Below are 18060 nucleotides of genomic sequence, written 5' to 3'. Positions count from 1 at the left end.
GCTACTGAATCATTGTTGTTATCCTCGTTTGGGTAGTTTTAATAGTGGGTTAATGGCCTCGCCCCGGCGGCGGATCTCAAAATGGAGCTTCACGCCGTTAGTGCCGGAATCACCCTTGCGGGCAATCAATTGCCCTGCTTTAACCCACTGCTGCTCCCTGACCAGGAGGTCGTCGTTGTGTGCATAAGCGCTCAGGTATTGATCGTCATGTTTGATGATAACGAGCTTACCGTAACCCCTTAACGCACTCCCCGCATACACCACCTTGCCTGGAGCGGCGGCAAATACAGAGTCTCCCCTGTTACCACCTATGTCTAGCCCTTTGTTGCCATCCTGACGACTAGAAAAGCCTAATACTAATGGACCTTGCGTCGGCCACTGCCAGCCATGAGCTGCCGGGGCCGCCGGCTTGGCTGTAACATTTTTGTTAACAACCTGTTTACGACTGTACTGCGTCGATTCGGCCTTGGCAATCGGTTTCTTGTCAATTTTTTGACGCGGCGTCACATTTCGATGACTCACACTAGCCGGCCTTGATGACAGCTTGATGATTTGCCCAGGGAAGATGGTATAGGGAGCAGGCAGCTGGTTGCGGCTGGCCAGGTCACGGTAGTCCTGGCCGGAGCGAAAGGCGATGGAATAAAGGGTGTCTCCCTTGAGGACCCGGTAGTTGTCGCCCTTGATAGGGTCGTAATTAACTATGGTCGCCGGGGCATGTTCGGTGGAAAGGGAGATCACGGGAGCCGGCCGGTCGGCGGTACAAGCCGCCAGCAGTAGCAAGGATAGGCAGGTCAGCAGCCCCCGTTTCATGGTCCTCTCAACGCAATGCCAGATAGGCTGCCACCGCCAGCAATACAGTGGCCCAGCCCAGCCAGTCGATATAGTGGCGCAGTTTCTCCGCCATGCGGGCGCCCCCCAGGCGCATCAAACCGGCCACCAGGTAGAAGCGGGCGGCACGGCCCACCAGAGACACCAGCATAAAGGGCAGGAACAGCATCTGCATAACGCCGGCCGTCACCGTAAAGACCTTGTAAGGCAAGGGCGAGAAGCTGGCCAGCAGCACCACCCAGATACCGTAGCTGTCAAACCAGGTCTTGGCGGTGGCCAGTTTGGCCTGGTAACCCATCCACTCCACAAAGGGCAGTACCACAGGCTCAAACAGCAGCCAGCCAAGGGCAAAGCCCACCGCCCCGCCCAGCACCGAAGCGACGGTGGCCACCAGCGCAAAACGCCAGGCGCGGGCCGGCCTTGCCAGGGCCATGGGGGCCAGCATCACGTCTGTTGGCACAGGCCAGAAGATGGATTCCACAAAGCTCATTACCGCCAGGTAACGGGGCGCATGGGGGTGGGCTGCCCAGCGCAGCACCCTGTCGTAAAAAGGCGAAAATATCTTCACAAAAGCTTTCCAGAAACCAGCGGCACGAAACGCACCCACTCCACATCGTCTACCGTGTAGGTCTGTCCTTGACGGACTATCACCTTCAGCAGCTGTTGTTCTTCGCCAACCGGTATCACCATGACACCGCCGTCCGCCAACTGCTCCAGCAGGGCGCCCGGCAGGCTGGCCGGGGCGGCGGTGACAATAATGCCGTCAAAGGGACCTTTGCTGGCCCAGCCCTGCCAGCCGTCGCCATGCTTCATCTGCACATTGTGCAGGTCCAGCTTCTGCAAGCGGCGGCGGGCCTGATATTGCAGGTTCTTGATCCGCTCTACGCTGAACACTTGGCCACAAAGCTGGGCCAGTACGGCGGTCTGGTAGCCCGAGCCAGTGCCTATCTCCAGTACCTTGGCCTGGCTGGTGCCACGCAGCAGCAGCTCGGTCATCCTGGCCACTATATAGGGCTGGGATATAGTCTGGCCCTCCCCTATGGGCAGGGCGGTATTGTCGTAGGCTTTGTGGCCGAGCACGTCGTCCACAAACCAATGCCGGGGAATGTTGCCGATGGCGGCCAACACCCTCTCATTGCCGATCCCTTCCTGGCGAAGCTGGCTGACCAGCCGGGACCGCGATCCTGCGCCTTCGATGGCCATAGTCTCCCTTTTCTATTGCGCTATGGTTGCAAGGTTTCCAGCCAACTGGCCATGGGGGCCAGCATGCGGTGGGCGGTCAGGTCAATTTGCAGGGGCGTTACCGACACCTTGCCGACACTGACAGCGTGAAAATCGGTTCCGGGGCCGGCATCGGCCCCCTGGCCGGGGGGGCCCAGCCAGTAAATGGGTCGCCCCGCCGGATCCCGGGTATGGACCATGCTCTCTGCCCTGTGCCGGTAGCCCAGGCGGGTAACCTCTACTCCGGTCAGGGCCTGGCGCGGCAGGTCCGGCACATTGATATTGAGGATGTGCATGGGCGGCAGGGGATGGTCCGTCAAGCCTGCAACAATCTCCTTGGTCATAGCGGCGGCCACGTCGTAATGCTGAAGTTCGCGGCCCACCAGGCTGACGGCCACCGCCGGCAAACCCAAGTGGCGCCCCTCGGTGGCGGCCGCCACCGTGCCCGAATAGAGCACGTCGTCCCCCAGGTTGGCGCCGGCATTAACCCCGGCCACCACCAGATCCGGTTGCCAGTCGGGGAAAAGGCCGTTGATGGCCAGGTGCACGCAGTCGGTGGGGGTGCCCTTGACCGCCCAAAAGCCGTTGGCCAGCTGCTGGGCCCGCAGGGGGTTTTCCAGGGTCAGGCTGTTGGAAGCGCCGGAGCAGTTGCGGTCCGGTGCCACCACCCTGACGTCGGCAATCTCGCCCATGGCCTTGGCCAGGGCGGCGATACCGGGGGCGTGGACGCCGTCGTCGTTACTGACCAGGATCTTCATCGGTCTTTACCTCTTTCACACGTTCCGGTTCCACCAGCTCGGCCAGGTTGGCCAGCAGCGCCGTGGCAAAGCTGCCGGTGGGCAGGGTAAAACTGAGCACCAGGTCGCTGTCTTGCCACTGCCATGCAAGCTCAGGCTTGAGCCACAGGGGCCGGCGGGCGCTGTTAGCGAGCTTTTCCAGCCCTTCAAGGCGCGCCTCTTGCCCGGCCAGGGCCGCCGCTTCCAGTTCAGCGGCCGGGCCTTGGGGCTTGACGCCTCCTTTACCGTAAAGAGGGGCGGTCAGCTGCACATCCCCTTCTGCCAGGCGCTGCTGCAGGGCAGGCAACTCGTCCTGCTCGGCAACAAAGACCGAGTGGGAGCCGGCCAGCATCAGCACGTCCCCGGCCAGCACCTGGCCGGCCAGCCCTTGCTGCTGGCGATAGTCGGCCACCAGGTTGAACAGGGCCGAGCGGGCCGCCGAGATGGCCATGGCCTGGCGGGGCTTTTTCATGCGCTTGCCGGCCACCACGTCGTCAAAAAGCTTGAGGTTGCGGTCTTCATGGCCAAAGCGCTGGTCGCCGAACAGGTTGGCAAAACCCTGGGCCTGGATGGCCTCCAGGCGGCTTTGTACCAATGCCTTGTCGCTGACCTGACGCAGGCGAATGTCAAACCGGTTGGCCTTGTGGGTACCGATACGCAGTTTCTTGTTGTGGCGGCCCTTGGCCAACACCTTGAGCTCGTCGCTTTCTATGGCGCTCAGGTCCGGGTCTTCCTTGCCAGGCAACCATACCGACAGCCATTGACGGGTCACGGCATGGCGGTCTTTAAGGCCGGAGTGGGACACGTCCCGCTCCTTAAGTCCGCAGGCCTCGGCCAGCAGTTTGGCGGCCCACTGGGTGTTCATGCCACGCTTTTCGATAAGTACGAACAGGTGCTCCCCTTCGCCGCAGGGCTCAAAGCCCAGCACTTCATCTACCACGAAGTCTTCGGGTTGGGTCTTAAACAGGGCTGTGACGCTCATCGGGCTTTCTCCACCAGTACTACGGCTTCCACGGCAATGCCCTCTTCCCGGCCCACAAAACCCAGGCGCTCGGTAGTGGTGGCCTTGACGTTGATCTGGTCCAGCTCAGCGGCAAGGTCGCTGGCGATGGCCTGGCGCATGACATCGATATGGGGGGCCATCTTGGGGGCCTGGGCCATAATGGTGACGTCCAGGTTACCCAAGCGGTAGCCTTTTTGGCCGACCAGATCATAGACATGGCGCAGCAGGGCGCGGCTGTCTGCGCCTTTGAAGGCCGGATCGGTGTCCGGGAAGTGGCGGCCGATATCACCAAGGGCCAGGGCCCCCAGCAATGCGTCAGCCACCGCGTGCAGCACCACGTCGCCGTCGGAATGGGCAATCAGGCCGCTGTGGTGGGGCACCACCACACCGCCGAGGATCAGGGGCCGCTCGGCGCCAAACTTGTGTACGTCATAACCATGGCCGATGCGCATCAGCAGCTCTCCTGTTGGCTAAGCAGCCAGCGGGCCAAGGGCAGGTCCGCCGGTTCAGTAATTTTTATATTGTCGTTACGGCCCTTGACCAGGGTCACGGGCCAGCCCAGGCGTTCCATGGCCGAGGCTTCGTCGGTGATGCTGGCGCCCTCGGCCAGGGCCTCGCTCAGGGCCAGGCGCAAGGCGCCGGTGGGAAAGCACTGGGGGGTCAGGGCCCGCCACAGGTGCTGACGCGGCACCGTTTCTTCGATGCGCTTCCCGTCCTGGGACCACTTGATGGTGTCTACCAGGGGCGCCGCCAGGATGGCGCCCTGGCCGGCCCGGGCGGCCTTTACCACCGCATCGATATCGCCGGCGGTGATCAGGGGCCGGGCGGCGTCATGGACCAGCACCCAAGGAGCGATATCGGGGTTGACTGCCGCCAGGCAGGCCAGCACCGAGTCGGCCCGCTCGTCACCGCCAATGACGGTGCGCAGCTTGGGGTGGCTGGCCTGGGCCAGATCGTCGAAATAGGGGTCTTCGGCCGCCAGGGCCACCACTACTTCGCTGATGGCCGGATGGGCCAGCAGCCGGGCCAGGGTTTCCCCCAGAATGCAGTGCTCGGTCAAGGGCAGGTATTGCTTGGGTTTGTCTGCCCCCATGCGCCGGCCTATGCCGGCCGCCGGTACCAAGGCAACCAGTTTGTCAGTCATTCAGTGCCGATCCGTCTTTGTCTTGGTCGCCGGACTGCAAAACCCGGTAGAAGGTCTCTCCTTCCCGGATCAGGCCCAACTCGTTGCGCGCCCGCTCTTCCACGGCGGCCTTGCCTTTGCGCAGGTCGCGTACTTCGGCGTACATCAGGGCGTTACGCTTCTTCAGTTCGGCATTCTGGGTTTGGATGCGGCTGATATCCGCTTTGAGTTGCCAGTGCTCGTCCAGGGCGTTGTCACCGAGCCAGAGCCGGTACTGCAACAGCCCCAGGAGCACCAGGAGCACTAGTGCAAAACGTGCCATGGAGTCTCCTGATTATCCTGGGGTCTTATTATGGTGGGCCGGAAGCCCTTTGGGAATGCCTAAGGCAGGCCCTCAGTCCAGGTCGCCTACTTTCAGGCCTTTTTCACTGGCCGGGCGGCCTTTGCAGCGCTGGTACCAGGCCATAACGGTGGGAAAATCATCAAGGCCTATGACCTCGTAGCCGCCGTAGCCCCAGTCCAGGCAGCCCACCCAGGGGAAGATGGCGATATCGGCAATGCTGTACTCGTCGCCCATGATGTACTGACGGCCAGCCAGGCGCTGCTCCAGCACCCCCAGCAGGCGGCGTGCCTCGTTGCGGTAACGCTCCTTGGGATAGGGGTCCAGGCATTTGTCGGCAGCATATTTATAGAAGTGGCCGAACTGGCCGAACATGGGGCCTATGCCGCCCATCTGGAAGAATACCCACTGGATGCACTCCATACGGGCCGCCGGGTTCTTGGGCAGCAGCTTGCCGGTCTTTTCCGCCAGGTACAGCAAAATGGCGCCGGACTCGAACAGCCTGAGTTCCCCTTCGGGGCCGTTGGGATCAACGATGGCGGGGATCTTGTTATTGGGGTTGATGGCCAGAAATTCCGGCAGGAACTGCTGGCCTTCGCGAATATTGACGGTGTGGGCTTCGTAGGGAAGGCCAAGCTCTTCAAGGGCCACCGACACCTTCTGGCCGTTGGGGGTTGCCAGGGTATAGAGCTGCAGACGTTCGGGGTGCTTTACGGGCCAGGGTGTTGCCATGGTAGTCCTCCTTGTTAGAAGCGTTACCCTCAGGCCACCACCCATTGATCACGGCCAGCGGCCTTGGCCTGGTAAAGGGCCTGGTCGGCGCGCAGCAGCAGGGCCCGGCGATTATCCGAGGGCAGGCTCAGGGTAACACCGACGCTGACGCTGACCAAGTCGCCGTCGGGGTGGGCCAAGCCCATGGCCCGGACCTGTTCCACCAGGCGCCGGGCGAAGGCGTCCGGGTCATGGCCACCGGCCAGCCAGGCCACAAACTCCTCCCCGCCATAGCGGGCCAGCTTGCCACCGCTGACTTCGCTGAGGCTGTCGGCCAGCTGCTGCAGGCAGCGGTCCCCTTCCAGGTGTCCGTTAAGGTCGTTATAGCGTTTGAACCTGTCCACATCGATAAGGGCCAGCACCAGGGGCTGGGGGGCATCGAGTAACCTGTCCAGGGTCCGCTCGAAGGCATAGCGGTTGTCGATGCCGGTCAGGGCATCGGTTTCCGACAGGGCCTTGAGGCGGCGGTTTTGGCTGAGGGTGGCGTTATGCAAGGCGTCCTGCTGGCGGGCCGACAAGGTGCCGATGGCCACCAGTATCCCCAGGTACACCGCCTGGCTGACCCAATCCGGGTGGGCCACATAGAGGGCCATGGACAACTGCACAAAGGTGACGATAAGGCCGGCGGTCAGCTTGCGGTGCCAGCGCAGATGGGTGAGGAAAAAGCCGAACAGCATCAGCAAAAACTGACCATTGGCGGTCAAAAGCTCCAGGCCGTAAAAGACCGGCATGATGGAGATAAGGGCATTGCCAATGCCCACCATCACCCAGGTCCACCACATCCAGCGCCGAAACTGGCGAATGGACACTTCCCGCAACGCTTCCACCAACAGCACCGACAGGGGCAGCCACTGAAACAACATACGGGTGGCGACCAGGGGGTAGAGCATCTGATGAGACAACCCCAGCCACAGCAGATCCCAGCCGGTAAAAAGTGCCAGCACGGCCAGGGCCGCCATCACCACGGCGCGGCGCATCGCCCAGGAAGGTTGCAGCAGCAAGCTATTGTCCATCATGCAAAAAACGCCTGTGAGGAGGCTCTGGCTAGAGCTTAGTTCAGTCTCTGTGCTGCCGCTTTTTGATGAATTCGCGAAAATCCGGCCCCTCTTCCTTGCACAGGCTGGTACTGAGCCAGCGGGTTTCCTTGCCTTGCAGTCCTTCCACATCCATCAGCAAGGCACACTCACCGTTGGGGCCGCGATAGAGCCGCTGGTTTTCCCCCAGTTCGATGATCTCTTCATCCCGCACCCTGGCGTTGGGCCTTGGCAGGGCCTTGGCCCCACCGGGACTCTGGCCTTGCAGCCAACTGTCCTGTTGGCGCTGCTGCAGCCTTTGCAGGCTCTGCTCCAGTTGCTGGCCGAAACTGCCTTGTTGGCCGCCGGCCTGGGTGTCACGGGCGAAGGGATCGGCGGGCAGCACGCCCTGGTCATCCACTTGTTGTTGGCGACCAGGTTGCGCCTGACCTTGATGGCCTGGGGAACCTTGGGGCTGAGGAGCCACCACTTCCCGTTCCCCCTGGGTCGGCAGTTCTCCCCCCTGCCCTACCTGACTGCTGTAAGCCTTGGGTTGCTCCTGGAAGCGCAGCAAGGTGGCTTTGACCGCCTTGGGCGCCTGTACCGGCGGCGGCAGGCTGGGTTTGGGGCCGGCAAACCACAACAGCAACAGGTGCAACAGCAATGCCAGGCCGCCCCAGAGCAAATAGCCCTGGGATTGGGGTTGGCGCGCCGGATTGTCGGGGATGCTGGGAGCCTGCATTGTCCTTGAAACAAAAAAGCCGCCCACAAGGGCGGCTAGATACTAACCTAAATGGCTTAGCCTTGGCCTTTGATTTCACTCAGACCACGGTAAACGGCCTTGTCAGCCAGTTGTTCTTCGATGCGCAGCAGCTGGTTGTACTTGGCAACGCGATCGGAGCGGCACAGGGAACCGGTTTTGATCTGGCCGGCAGCGGTACCTACCGCCAGATCGGCGATGGTGGCGTCTTCGGTCTCACCGGAGCGGTGGGAGATCACGGCGGTGTAACCGGCGGCCTTAGCCATGGCGATGGCTTCCAGGGTCTCGGTCAAGGAACCAATCTGGTTGAACTTGATCAGGATGGAGTTGCCGATGCCCTTGTCGATGCCTTCTTTAAGGATCTTGGTGTTGGTGACGAACAGGTCGTCACCCACCAGTTGCACCTTGGCACCCAGCTTGTCGGTCAGCACCTTCCAGCCGGCCCAGTCGGACTCGTCCAGGCCGTCTTCGATGGAGACGATGGGGTACTGGTTGGCCAGCTCGGCCAGGTAATCGGCAAAACCTTCGGAGCTGAAGGACTTGTCTTCGCCGGCCAGCACGTATTGGCCGTCCTTGTAGAACTCGGAGGCGGCGCAGTCCAGGGCCAGGGTCACGTCTTTACCCAACTCGTAACCGGCGTCGGCAACGGCCTGCTTGATAACGGCCAGGGCGTCGGCATTGGACTTGAGGTTAGGAGCAAAACCACCTTCGTCACCCACGGCGGTGCTCAGGCCCTGCTTTTGCAGCACTTTTTTGAGGCTGTGGAAGATCTCGGCGCCCATGCGCAGGCCTTCGCGGAAGCTGGGAGCAGACACCGGCTGTACCATGAATTCCTGGATGTCGACGTTGTTGTCGGCATGCTCGCCACCGTTGAGGATGTTCATCATAGGTACCGGCATGGAGTACACACCTGGGGTGCCGTTCAGTTCGGCGATCCAGACGTACAGCGGCTTTTTCTGGCTGGCGGCGGCGGCCTTGGCGTTGGCCAGGGACACGGCCAGGATGGCGTTGGCACCCAACTTAGCTTTGTTCTCGGTACCGTCCAGTTCAATCATGGCGGTGTCGATGGCTTTTTGGTCCAGGGCGCTCTTGCCCACCAGGGCGGCCTTGATCGGGCCGTTGATGTTGGCAACGGCGGTCAGCACGCCTTTACCCAGGTAGCGGCTCTTGTCACCGTCGCGCAGCTCCAGGGCTTCGCGGGTACCGGTAGAGGCACCGGAAGGGGCACAGGCCAGGGCAACGGTGCCGTCGGCCAGGTGTACTTCGGCTTCAACAGTGGGATTGCCGCGAGAATCCAGAACTTCGCGACCAATGATATTGGCGATGGTGGTCATGGGTTTGCTGTTCCTTCGTTTTATAAACAAAGGCCGCGCCCCAGGGGCACGGCCATTATCAATATCAGGCTTTTTGTTTGTGGCCTTCCCAGGCCGCCTTCACAAAGCCACCGAAGAGGGGGTGGCCATCACGGGGCGTTGAGGTGAACTCGGGGTGGAACTGACCGGCCACGAACCAGGGGTGGCTGGGGATCTCGATGATCTCCACCAGCTTCTTGTCGGCAGACAGGCCGGTAAAGGCCAGGCCGGCTTTTTCCAGGGCCGGACGGTACTTGTTGTTCACTTCGTAACGGTGGCGGTGACGCTCGAAAATGGTGTCGGAACCATAGAGGTCATGGGCCTTGGTGCCGGGGATCAGGTGGCACAGCTGGCTGCCAAGGCGCATGGTGCCGCCCAGATCTGAGGCTTCGGTGCGGGTTTCCACACCACCTTCTTCGTCCACCCACTCGGTGATCAGACCCACCACCGGATGCTCGGCATCCTTCTTGAACTCGGTGCTATGGGCGTCTTTGAGGCCGGCCACGTTGCGGGCGTACTCAATCAGCGCCACCTGCATACCCAGGCAGATACCGAGATAGGGCACCTTGTTCTCACGGGCGTATTGGGCGGCCAGTACCTTGCCTTCCACACCGCGCTCACCAAAGCCGCCGGGCACCAGGATGCCGTCGACGTTTTCCAGCAGGCTGGTGCCTTTGGTCTCGATGTCCTGGGAATCGATGTACTTGATGTGCACCGATACGCGGTTTTTCAGGCCGGCATGCTTGAGGGCTTCGTTGACGGACTTATAGGCGTCCGGCAGTTCCACGTACTTGCCGACCATGGCGATGGTCACTTCGCCCTGAGAGTTGGCTTCCTGGTAGATAACCTGTTCCCACTCGGACAGGTCCGCCTCGGGGGCGTTGAAACCAAAGCGCTTGCAGACCAGGTCGTCCAGGCCCTGGGATTTGAGCAGGGCCGGGATCTTGTAGATGGAGTCCACGTCTTTAAGGCTGATAACGGCCTTTTCTTCGACGTTGGTAAAGAGGGCAATCTTGGAGCGCTCGGACGCCGGCAGGGCGGCGCGGTCGGTACGGCACACCAGGATATCGGGCTGGATACCGATGGAGCGCAGCTCTTTTACCGAGTGCTGGGTCGGCTTGGTTTTCACCTCGCCGGAGGCGCCCAGGTAAGGCACCAGGGTCAGGTGCATGAACATGGCGCGGTCGCGGCCCACTTCGGTGCCCATCTGACGGATGGCTTCCAGGAAGGGCTGGGACTCGATGTCACCCACAGTGCCGCCGATCTCGACGATGGCCACGTCATGGCCTTCGGCGCCCTTGATGACGCGCTCTTTGATCTCGTTGGTGATATGGGGGATCACCTGGATGGTGGCGCCCAGGTAGTCACCACGGCGCTCTTTGCGCAGCACGTCGGCATAGATACGGCCGGTGGTGAAGTTGTTACGGCGGGTCATCTTGGTGCGGATGAAACGCTCGTAGTGGCCCAGGTCCAGGTCGGTCTCGGCGCCGTCTTCGGTGACGAACACTTCCCCGTGCTGGTAGGGGCTCATGGTGCCGGGGTCGACGTTGATGTAGGGATCGAGCTTCATCATGGTCACTTTCAGACCACGGGCTTCGAGGATAGCGGCCAATGAAGCGGCTGCAATGCCCTTACCTAGGGAGGAAACAACACCACCCGTCACAAAGATATAATTTGTCTGCATGTAGAACCTGAGCGCGTTAAGAAGTGGGGATCTCGGGACGGGATGACATTATAGAGGAAAAGGTGCCTTCCCCACAACGCGCTATTCGTCAGCTTTCACCGCTTGCCAATGAGCCTCAAGCTTATCAAGGCCTTGGCTGGCAAGGTCTTCACCGGCAGCAGCCACCCGCTGTTCGATGGCCCGAAAACGCCGCTCGAATTTCTGGTTAGCCAGGCGCAGGGCCGCTTCCGGGTCCACCTTGAGGTGGCGGGCCAGGTTGGACACCGCAAACAGCAGATCCCCCATTTCCTCTTCTAGCTTGGCTTGGTCCTGGGCCGCCACTTCCACCTGCACTTCGGCAATTTCTTCCTGGATCTTGGCAAAGACCGGTGCCAGCTCGTCCCACTCGAAGCCAACCCTTGCCGCCCGCTTTTGCAGCTTCACCGAGCGGCTAAGGGCCGGCAGGGCCAGGGGCACGTCACTCAGTACCGAGTCACCCAGGCCCTTGTCCTGGCGCTCCTCGGCCTTGATGGCCTCCCAATTGGCCTTGAGACGTTCGCCGTCAGCCTCGTTGAGCTCTCCAAACACATGGGGGTGGCGGCGCACCAGCTTGTCGCTGATGGCCTTGGCCACGGCGTCAAAGTCAAAGGCCCCCTCTTCCTTGCCCAGTTGGGCGTAGAAGACCACCTGGAACAGCAAGTCCCCCAATTCGTCACGGATCTGCTGGCGGTCGCCGCCGGCAATGGCGTCCGCCACCTCGTAGGCCTCTTCCAGGGTGTGGGGCACTATGGAGGCAAAGTCCTGGGCCAGGTCCCAGGGGCATCCGCCGTCGGGGTTGCGAAGGCGGCTCATGATGGCGATAAGGCGGTCTATTTCGGTCATTTTTGGGTAATACGCTTGGCTTCAAAAACGTCGGGGATTTGGTTGATGCGGGCCAGCACCTTGCCCAGGGTGTCGAGCTTTTGCAGGCTGACCTGCACCTCTATGGTGGCCACGTTGTTGTTGTAGTCGGTGTGGCTGCGCATGGCCTCCACATTGACCCTTTCATTGGCCAGGATGGCGGTAATATCCCGCAGCAGGCCGTTACGGTCGGCCGCCTGGATCCGCAAGGTGGCGCCAAAGCTTTGCCCCGGGGTGTCGCCCCAGTCCACTTCCACCACCCGCTCGCCGTGCTTGCGGGCCAGTTTTAGCAGTTCGTCGCAGTCGGTGCGGTGCACCGAAATGCCACGGCCCTGGGTGATAAAGCCGACGATATCGTCCCCTGGCACCGGCTGGCAGCAGCCGGCGATGTTGGTCAGCAGGTTACCCACCCCCTGCACCACAAAGGGGCTCTTGCCGGCTTTGCGGTTGGCCGAGGACTTTTGGTTGATGATCTCGGCCACCGCCTCGTCGTCGGTGACTTCCCGCTTGAAGTAGTGGCTGTTGAGGTAGTTGACCACCGGGTTGAGCTTGATGTCACCGCCGCCGATGGCCACCAAGAGATCGTCGAGGTTGAGCATGTTGAACTTCTCAACCGCCACCTGGGCATGGCTCATATCCAGGTCCAGCCGCGCCAGTTCCCGCTCCAGCACTTCGCGGCCGGCGGCCAGGTTCTTGTCCCGGTCCAGCTGCTTGAACCAGTGCTGCACCTTGGCCCTGGCCCGGCTGGAGCGCACATAGCCCAGGTGCGGGTTGAGCCAGTCACGGCTGGGGTTGGGTTCCTTGCCGGTGAGGATCTCCACCTGGTCACCGGTTTGCAACTGGTAGGTAAAGGGCACGATGCGCCCGGAGATCTTGGCGCCGATACAGCGGTGCCCCACCATGGAATGGATGTTGTAGGCAAAATCGAGCGGCGTGGCGCCGGCGGGCAAGTCCACCACGTCTCCCTTGGGGGTAAAGACATAAACCCGGTCTTCCACCACCTGGTGCTTGAGCTCTTCCACCAGGTCCCCGGCGTCGGCCATTTCTTCCTGCCATTGCAGGATCTTGCGCAGCCACGCCACCTTGCCTTCCAGGCCTGCGTCCTTGCCGCCGGCGCCCCCTTCCTTATAGGCCCAGTGGGCGGCTACCCCTAGTTCGGCCTCGTCATGCATGGCCTGGGTGCGGATTTGAATTTCCACCGTCTTGCCCTTGGGCCCCACCACCACGGTGTGGATGGAGCGATAGCCGTTGGGCTTGGGGTTGGCGACATAGTCGTCAAATTCCTTGGGGATATGGTGGAACTGGGTGTGCACCACCCCCAGGGCGGCGTAACAGTCTTGCAGGCGCGGCACTATGATGCGCACCGCCCGCACGTCAAAGAGTTCGTCAAAGGCCAGATGCTTGCGGCTCATCTTCTTCCAGATGGAATAGATGTGCTTGGGCCGGCCGTAGACTTGGGCGTCGACCCCTTCGGCCTTGAGCCCGGCTTCCAGGCCCGCCACAAAGTCGCGGATGTAGTCTTCCCGGTCGATACGCCGCTCGTCCAGCAGCTTGGCAATGCGTTTGTAGGTGTCGGGGTGCAGGTAACGGAAAGACAGATCTTCCAGCTCCCATTTGAGCTGGCCTATCCCCAGGCGGTTGGCCAGGGGGGCATAGAGGTTGGCGGCGGCCTTGGCCACCAGCACCCGGGTTTCTTCGTCGGCGTCCTTGACGGCGCGCAGCTCGACAATGGACTCGGCCAGCCGGATCACCACGGCCCGCACATCGTTGACCATGGACAGCACCATGCGCCGCACCTTGTCTACCTGGCCGGCGGAAGCGGCGCTTTGGTGCAGGGTGCGGATGGCGTCCATGTCGATCACCGAGTCAAGCAGGGCCGCCAGGGTGGTGCCGTATTGGTCCACCACCTGATCGCGGGTCAGCTGTTTGGCGCGGTAAGGCTGCACCAGCAGGGCCGCCAGCAGGGTGTCACCGTCCATGGCGAGATCGCAGAGGATCTCCACCATTTCCTGGGCCGCCGCCTTGCGGTCGTCCTCCAGTGCCTCGCAGGCCTGCTTGAGGCGCGGCTGGTCCTGCTCGCGCAGGACCAAGGAATTGAGCCATGCCTGGGTGTCCAGGGCACCCTGCCCCTGGTGCGTACCGCGGATGGAAACCATCACCCCTCCCGGATAAAAAGTGCCATCAATTCCACATGGGCGGTCTGGCTGAACATGTCCATCAGGCCCAGGCGCAATAGCCGGTAGCCACCTTGCGCCAGCAGGGCGGCATCCCTTTTCCATGTGGAAGGGTTACAGGATACATAGAGCACCCGGCCGGGACCAGTACCAGAAGCCAGGGCCTGGCAAAGGGCCTGGGCACCGGGGCGGGCCGGGTCCAGCAGGGCGGCCTCAAAGCCTTCTGCCACCAGGGCCGCCACCGCGCTTTGGTCGTCCAGGTCCAGGGTGCGGGCGTCCAGGTTGGTCAGGCCGTTAAGCTCGGCGTTGTGGCGGTTGCGCTCGGTCATGGCCGCCACTCCTTCTACCGCCACCACCGCCTTGGCCCTTTTGCAAAGGGGCAGGCTGAAGTTACCAAGGCCGCTGTAGGCGTCCAGCACCCGCTCATCTTGGCTGGGGGCCAGCCAGGCCAGTGCCTGGGCCACCATGGCCTGGTTGATGCTGCCGTTGACCTGGATAAAGTCCGCAGGGCCGACACTCAGTTCAAGGTCGTCCAGCCGGTAGCCAAGGGCCTGGGGCTGCTGGGGCCAGTGCTGGGTTATTTCCTGCTGCTGGGTGTAGAGCACCACATCCTCGGCCTGGGCCCAGGCGATAAGCTTTTCCATGTCGGCCTTGGGCAAGGCTCCGGTCAGGCGCCAAAGGGCGGCGGTGTGGGGCGGCAGGTGCAACAGTTCCAGGTGGCCCAAATGGCGCTGGCCCTTGAGGCGGGGCAGCAGCCCCTGCAGGGACGGCAGCAGCTTGGACAGGGCCGGCTCGGCAACGGCGCAGTGGCTGACGGGAATGATGTTTTGCGAGCCGACGGCGCGAAAACCCAGCTTGCCGTCGAAAATGGCCAGGCGCAGAGTACGCCGGTAACCGAACTCAGCCCCGGTCAGGGCCGGCTGCCACTGGGCAACCGCAATCCCCGCCCTTTGCAATTCGCCCTTGAGGGCCGCCTCCTTGTAATTAAGCTGGCTGGCCACCGGCAGGTGCTGCAATTGGCAGCCGCCGCAGCGGCCCACATACTCGCATCTGGGCTCGACCCGCTCGTCACTCGCGACAAGCAGGCCTTGCAGGCGGCCCGTGGCCACCTTACCCTTAACCGTTAACCGCGCTTTGACCTTCTCTCCCGGCAGGGCCCCAGGCACGAAGCATACCAAGCCGTTGTGGCGGCCCACCCCTTGTCCATGCAGGTCCAGGTCGGTGATGGTAACTTCTTGAACAACAGTCTGTTGTTGGCGTTTCTGCGGGCGATATATCTGTACCATGGGAGACCTTGGGGATTGGCAAAAGGCTGTGCCATTATAGCGGCGGGAAAGGATGCATTTGATCGATAAAGGACCCTAGTCACCGGCATGACCAGATTTGGCCTACGCGCCTGGGTATTAATACTGACCTTGGCCCCAACGTTGCTGATCGGCACCCTGTTGGGCGGGTATTTTACCCTGCAACGCTACCAAGAGGTACTGGAGCACCTGAAAGATCAGGGCATTGCCGTTATCGAACCCCTGACAGTAGCGGCCGAGCCCGGCCTGGTGCTGGAAGACCGGGAACAGCTCAAACGCCTGGTCAGCGCCGTGCACCGGCGCAACACCGAAGCCATCAAGAACATCGCCGTCTACGACAAGGACGGCACCCCCATGGTGTCCTCTACTTTCCACCGGGACTTCCCGCTGATGAAGCTGCCCGCCGGCCAGCCCATCCCGCAAATCCCCACCTTTGCCTACAACGAGGGCCGGCTGATGCTGCGGGCCCCCATAGTGGCCGACACCAGCTTCTACGCCAGCTATCGCGACAAGATAGACCCCAACCAGCCACTGCTGGGCTACATCACCATCCAGCTCAACCAGGACGGCACCACGGTCGCCCAGCACGAAGCCCTGTTTCGCACCCTGCTGATCGTCTTTATCGGCGTCATGGTGCACCTGCTCTTTACCTGGCGCCTGCTAAAGCACGTCACCGACCCCATCTCCAACATGGTGCATGCGGTGGATCGCATCCGCGAAGGCAAGCTCGACACCCGGGTGCAAGGGGTGCTGATCGGCGAGCTCGATACCCTGAAAAACGGTATCAACGCCATGGCCAAGTCCCTGGACGAATACCACGCCGACATGCAGCACAACATCGACCAGGCCACCTATGACCTGCGCATGACCTTGGAACAGGTGGAGATCCAGAACATCGAGCTGGACAAGGCCCGCAAGCGCGCCCAGGAAGCCAGCCAGGTCAAATCCGAGTTCCTGGCCAACATGAGCCACGAGCTGCGCACCCCGCTCAACGGCGTGCTGGGCTTTGCCCGCCAGCTGATGAAGACCCAGCTCACCCCCAGCCAGACCGACTACCTGCAAACCATAGAGCGCTCGGCCCAGCACCTGCTGGCCATCATCAACGACGTACTGGACTTCTCCAAACTCGAAGCCGGCAAGCTGCAACTGGACACCACTCCTTACAGCTTCCACGACGCCCTCTTCGAAGTGGTGGACATGATGGGGGCCAACGCCCGGGAAAAAGGCCTGGAACTGTGCCTGCACCTGCCCCCCGACACCCCGGACGCCCTGGTGGGGGACGCCCTGCGCCTCAAACAGGTGCTGACCAACCTGATGGGTAACGCCGTCAAGTTCACCCAGGCCGGCGGCGTGGACGTGGTGGTAAGCCACAGCTGCCGCGAAGGCAGCGACGACTGCGAAATCAAGGTCACCGTCACCGACACCGGCGTCGGCATCGACCCCAAGCAGCAACAGCACCTGTTCAACGCCTTCGCCCAGGCCGACGCCTCCATTACCCGCCGCTTCGGCGGCACCGGCCTCGGCCTTATTATCTCCAAGACCCTGGTGGCCCAGATGAACGGCCAGATGGGCCTGGAAAGCCAACTGGGTCGGGGCTCCACCTTCTGGTTCACCCTGCCGGTGAAAAGGGCCAACATGGTGTTCCACGACGCCCTGCCCATGGAACCTCTTCAGGACAAGACCCTGGTGTTGGTCAACGGCAGCCGCCGCACCCGCCAGATGATGACCCTGCTGATGAAGAGCTGGCCCTTTGTGCTTAAGAGCACCGATGACCCGCGCCTGATGCCCCAGGCCGACTTCGTGCTGCTGGACCAGCTGGAACGCAGCAACGTCATGGATCTGCTCAAGCAGTTGGACAAGCCCCAGGGCGCCACCCTGATTGGCCTGTCCAACCATGCCGACCCACAGGTGCGGGAACAGCTGCTGCAACTGGGGCTGGACCACTGCCTGGTCAAACCCCTGACTGCGCCGCGCCTGTACCGGGCCCTGGTGGGGGATTTGCCCAGCAGCCACCAACAACCCCTCAGTGCCCCCAGTGCCCTGGCGCCCCTGCCCCCAGGCCGGATCCTGGTGGTGGACGACAACGCCCCCAACCTCAAGCTGATGGCGGCCCTGCTGGAAGACACCCCCTGCGAAGTGCATACCGCCGCCAGCGGTCTGCTGGCCCTCGAAGCGGTGGACAAGTGGCAGTTCGACGTCATCTTCATGGATATCCAAATGCCCAACATGGACGGGGTCACCGCCATGACCAAGATCCGTGAAAAGCTGGGCCAGGGCTGCCCGCCCGTCATCGCCGTTACCGCCCACGCCATGGCCGGGGAACGCGAGAAACTGCTCAACCAGGGCATGGACGACTACCTCACCAAACCCATAGACGAGCGCACCCTGCACGCCAGCCTGCTGCGCTGGCTCAAGGCCAAGGTGGTGCTGGACTGGGATCAGGCCTTAAAGCAAGCCGGCGGCCGTGAAGCCCTGGCCAAGGACATGGTCAAAATGCTGGTCGATTCCCTGCCGCAAACCCGCCAGGAACTGGAACAGGCCCTGGCCGAAGGGGACAGCGAAGCCCTTTACCAGCACATTCATAAATTCAACGGCGCCCTGGCCTACACCGGCACCCCCAGCCTGAAAAACCTGGCCCACGAAATCGAAACGGCCCTGAAAAAAGGCGCCGCCACCGCCGACCTGGAACCGGAAGTGTTCGAACTTATCGACGAGATGGATAAGTTGGATGAAGAGGTAGGACGGCAGGGGCTGGTGGGGTGAATAAATATGACTAGTGAAGATTAGAAATAGCTTTGCCAATATCCCCAATCCAATGCAACTTACTTATAC

At 62.0% G+C, this 18060-nt stretch carries 17 protein-coding genes; 1 reads left to right on the top strand and 16 read right to left on the bottom strand.

All coding sequences use genetic code 11. From position 1 onward, the window contains the following. Positions 1 to 18: 18 nt before the first annotated feature. The 16 genes from B3C1_RS12070 to rlmD all read right to left on the bottom strand — a co-directional run bounded on the left by B3C1_RS12070 (position 19) and on the right by rlmD (position 15210). On the bottom strand, positions 19 to 810 hold the full coding sequence (locus tag B3C1_RS12070; protein WP_008485119.1) for a peptidoglycan DD-metalloendopeptidase family protein: 792 nt from the start codon (positions 808 to 810) through the stop codon (positions 19 to 21). 7 nt (positions 811 to 817) lie between these two features. Next, on the bottom strand, positions 818 to 1396 hold the full coding sequence (locus B3C1_RS12065) for a YqaA family protein (RefSeq protein WP_008485118.1): 579 nt from the start codon (positions 1394 to 1396) through the stop codon (positions 818 to 820). Next, positions 1393 to 2031, bottom strand: coding sequence for a protein-L-isoaspartate(D-aspartate) O-methyltransferase (locus tag B3C1_RS12060; RefSeq protein WP_008485117.1), 639 nt, complete (start codon positions 2029 to 2031; stop codon positions 1393 to 1395). The genes B3C1_RS12065 and B3C1_RS12060 overlap by 4 nt, the downstream gene beginning before the upstream one ends. Before the next feature lie 20 nt (positions 2032 to 2051). Continuing rightward, positions 2052 to 2807, bottom strand: a complete 756-nt coding sequence (gene surE, locus B3C1_RS12055; RefSeq protein WP_008485116.1) for a 5'/3'-nucleotidase SurE — start codon at positions 2805 to 2807, stop codon at positions 2052 to 2054. Then, positions 2788 to 3807: a tRNA pseudouridine(13) synthase TruD gene (gene truD, locus B3C1_RS12050; protein WP_008485115.1), complete on the bottom strand. Its 1020-nt coding sequence runs from the start codon at positions 3805 to 3807 to the stop codon at positions 2788 to 2790. The genes surE and truD overlap by 20 nt, the downstream gene beginning before the upstream one ends. Continuing rightward, positions 3804 to 4280, bottom strand: coding sequence for a 2-C-methyl-D-erythritol 2,4-cyclodiphosphate synthase (gene ispF / locus B3C1_RS12045; RefSeq protein WP_008485114.1), 477 nt, complete (start codon positions 4278 to 4280; stop codon positions 3804 to 3806). Before ispF ends, truD begins: the two co-directional genes overlap by 4 nt. Continuing rightward, complete coding sequence (ispD, locus tag B3C1_RS12040) at positions 4280 to 4972, bottom strand: 2-C-methyl-D-erythritol 4-phosphate cytidylyltransferase (RefSeq protein WP_008485111.1); 693 nt, start codon at positions 4970 to 4972, stop codon at positions 4280 to 4282. The genes ispF and ispD overlap by 1 nt, the downstream gene beginning before the upstream one ends. Then, a complete protein-coding gene (gene ftsB / locus B3C1_RS12035) occupies positions 4965 to 5273 on the bottom strand; it encodes a cell division protein FtsB (protein WP_008485110.1) in 309 nt (102 codons plus the stop codon). Before ftsB ends, ispD begins: the two co-directional genes overlap by 8 nt. A gap of 72 nt (positions 5274 to 5345) precedes the next feature. Beyond that, entirely contained in the window at positions 5346 to 6023 is a 678-nt protein-coding gene (locus tag B3C1_RS12030; protein WP_008485109.1) for a glutathione S-transferase N-terminal domain-containing protein, read from the bottom strand. A 29-nt stretch (positions 6024 to 6052) separates the two neighbouring features. After that, positions 6053 to 7078: a GGDEF domain-containing protein gene (locus B3C1_RS19420; protein WP_008485108.1), complete on the bottom strand. Its 1026-nt coding sequence runs from the start codon at positions 7076 to 7078 to the stop codon at positions 6053 to 6055. Positions 7079 to 7118: 40 nt separating this feature from the next. After that, positions 7119 to 7817 (bottom strand): hypothetical protein, encoded by a 699-nt coding sequence (locus B3C1_RS12020; RefSeq protein WP_008485107.1) that lies wholly within the window; start codon positions 7815 to 7817, stop codon positions 7119 to 7121. Positions 7818 to 7873: 56 nt separating this feature from the next. Beyond that, complete coding sequence (eno, locus tag B3C1_RS12015; RefSeq protein WP_008485106.1) at positions 7874 to 9169, bottom strand: phosphopyruvate hydratase; 1296 nt, start codon at positions 9167 to 9169, stop codon at positions 7874 to 7876. 64 nt (positions 9170 to 9233) lie between these two features. Beyond that, positions 9234 to 10871 (bottom strand): CTP synthase, encoded by a 1638-nt coding sequence (locus B3C1_RS12010; protein ID WP_008485105.1) that lies wholly within the window; start codon positions 10869 to 10871, stop codon positions 9234 to 9236. An 81-nt stretch (positions 10872 to 10952) separates the two neighbouring features. Then, positions 10953 to 11732 (bottom strand): nucleoside triphosphate pyrophosphohydrolase, encoded by a 780-nt coding sequence (gene mazG, locus B3C1_RS12005; RefSeq protein ID WP_008485104.1) that lies wholly within the window; start codon positions 11730 to 11732, stop codon positions 10953 to 10955. Next, positions 11729 to 13906 (bottom strand): GTP diphosphokinase, encoded by a 2178-nt coding sequence (gene relA, locus B3C1_RS12000; protein ID WP_008485102.1) that lies wholly within the window; start codon positions 13904 to 13906, stop codon positions 11729 to 11731. The genes mazG and relA overlap by 4 nt, the downstream gene beginning before the upstream one ends. Further along, positions 13906 to 15210, bottom strand: coding sequence for a 23S rRNA (uracil(1939)-C(5))-methyltransferase RlmD (rlmD, locus tag B3C1_RS11995; protein WP_008485100.1), 1305 nt, complete (start codon positions 15208 to 15210; stop codon positions 13906 to 13908). Before rlmD ends, relA begins: the two co-directional genes overlap by 1 nt. An 87-nt stretch (positions 15211 to 15297) precedes the next feature. Here rlmD and barA point away from each other — a divergent pair, with 87 nt between their 5' ends. Next, positions 15298 to 17991: a two-component sensor histidine kinase BarA gene (gene barA / locus B3C1_RS11990; protein ID WP_008485098.1), complete on the top strand. Its 2694-nt coding sequence runs from the start codon at positions 15298 to 15300 to the stop codon at positions 17989 to 17991. Positions 17992 to 18060: the final 69 nt, after the last annotated feature.

Source organism: Gallaecimonas xiamenensis 3-C-1 (assembly GCF_000299915.1).
GTDB lineage: Bacteria > Pseudomonadota > Gammaproteobacteria > Enterobacterales > Gallaecimonadaceae > Gallaecimonas > Gallaecimonas xiamenensis.
This window is presented reverse-complemented; position numbering and strand designations above follow the sequence as displayed.

Coding starts and splice junctions, on each gene's coding strand:
- B3C1_RS12010 (WP_008485105.1), bottom strand. CDS start 10,871: ATGCAGACAAATTATATCTTTGTGACGGGTGGTGTTGTTTCCTCCCTA.
- surE (WP_008485116.1), bottom strand. CDS start 2,807: ATGAAGATCCTGGTCAGTAACGACGACGGCGTCCACGCCCCCGGTATC.
- B3C1_RS12070 (WP_008485119.1), bottom strand. CDS start 810: ATGAAACGGGGGCTGCTGACCTGCCTATCCTTGCTACTGCTGGCGGCT.
- B3C1_RS12030 (WP_008485109.1), bottom strand. CDS start 6,023: ATGGCAACACCCTGGCCCGTAAAGCACCCCGAACGTCTGCAGCTCTAT.
- ftsB (WP_008485110.1), bottom strand. CDS start 5,273: ATGGCACGTTTTGCACTAGTGCTCCTGGTGCTCCTGGGGCTGTTGCAG.
- relA (WP_008485102.1), bottom strand. CDS start 13,906: ATGGTTTCCATCCGCGGTACGCACCAGGGGCAGGGTGCCCTGGACACC.
- eno (WP_008485106.1), bottom strand. CDS start 9,169: ATGACCACCATCGCCAATATCATTGGTCGCGAAGTTCTGGATTCTCGC.
- barA (WP_008485098.1), top strand. CDS start 15,298: ATGACCAGATTTGGCCTACGCGCCTGGGTATTAATACTGACCTTGGCC.
- mazG (WP_008485104.1), bottom strand. CDS start 11,732: ATGACCGAAATAGACCGCCTTATCGCCATCATGAGCCGCCTTCGCAAC.
- B3C1_RS19420 (WP_008485108.1), bottom strand. CDS start 7,078: ATGATGGACAATAGCTTGCTGCTGCAACCTTCCTGGGCGATGCGCCGC.
- B3C1_RS12060 (WP_008485117.1), bottom strand. CDS start 2,031: ATGGCCATCGAAGGCGCAGGATCGCGGTCCCGGCTGGTCAGCCAGCTT.
- truD (WP_008485115.1), bottom strand. CDS start 3,807: ATGAGCGTCACAGCCCTGTTTAAGACCCAACCCGAAGACTTCGTGGTA.
- B3C1_RS12020 (WP_008485107.1), bottom strand. CDS start 7,817: ATGCAGGCTCCCAGCATCCCCGACAATCCGGCGCGCCAACCCCAATCC.
- ispD (WP_008485111.1), bottom strand. CDS start 4,972: ATGACTGACAAACTGGTTGCCTTGGTACCGGCGGCCGGCATAGGCCGG.
- rlmD (WP_008485100.1), bottom strand. CDS start 15,210: ATGGTACAGATATATCGCCCGCAGAAACGCCAACAACAGACTGTTGTT.
- ispF (WP_008485114.1), bottom strand. CDS start 4,280: ATGCGCATCGGCCATGGTTATGACGTACACAAGTTTGGCGCCGAGCGG.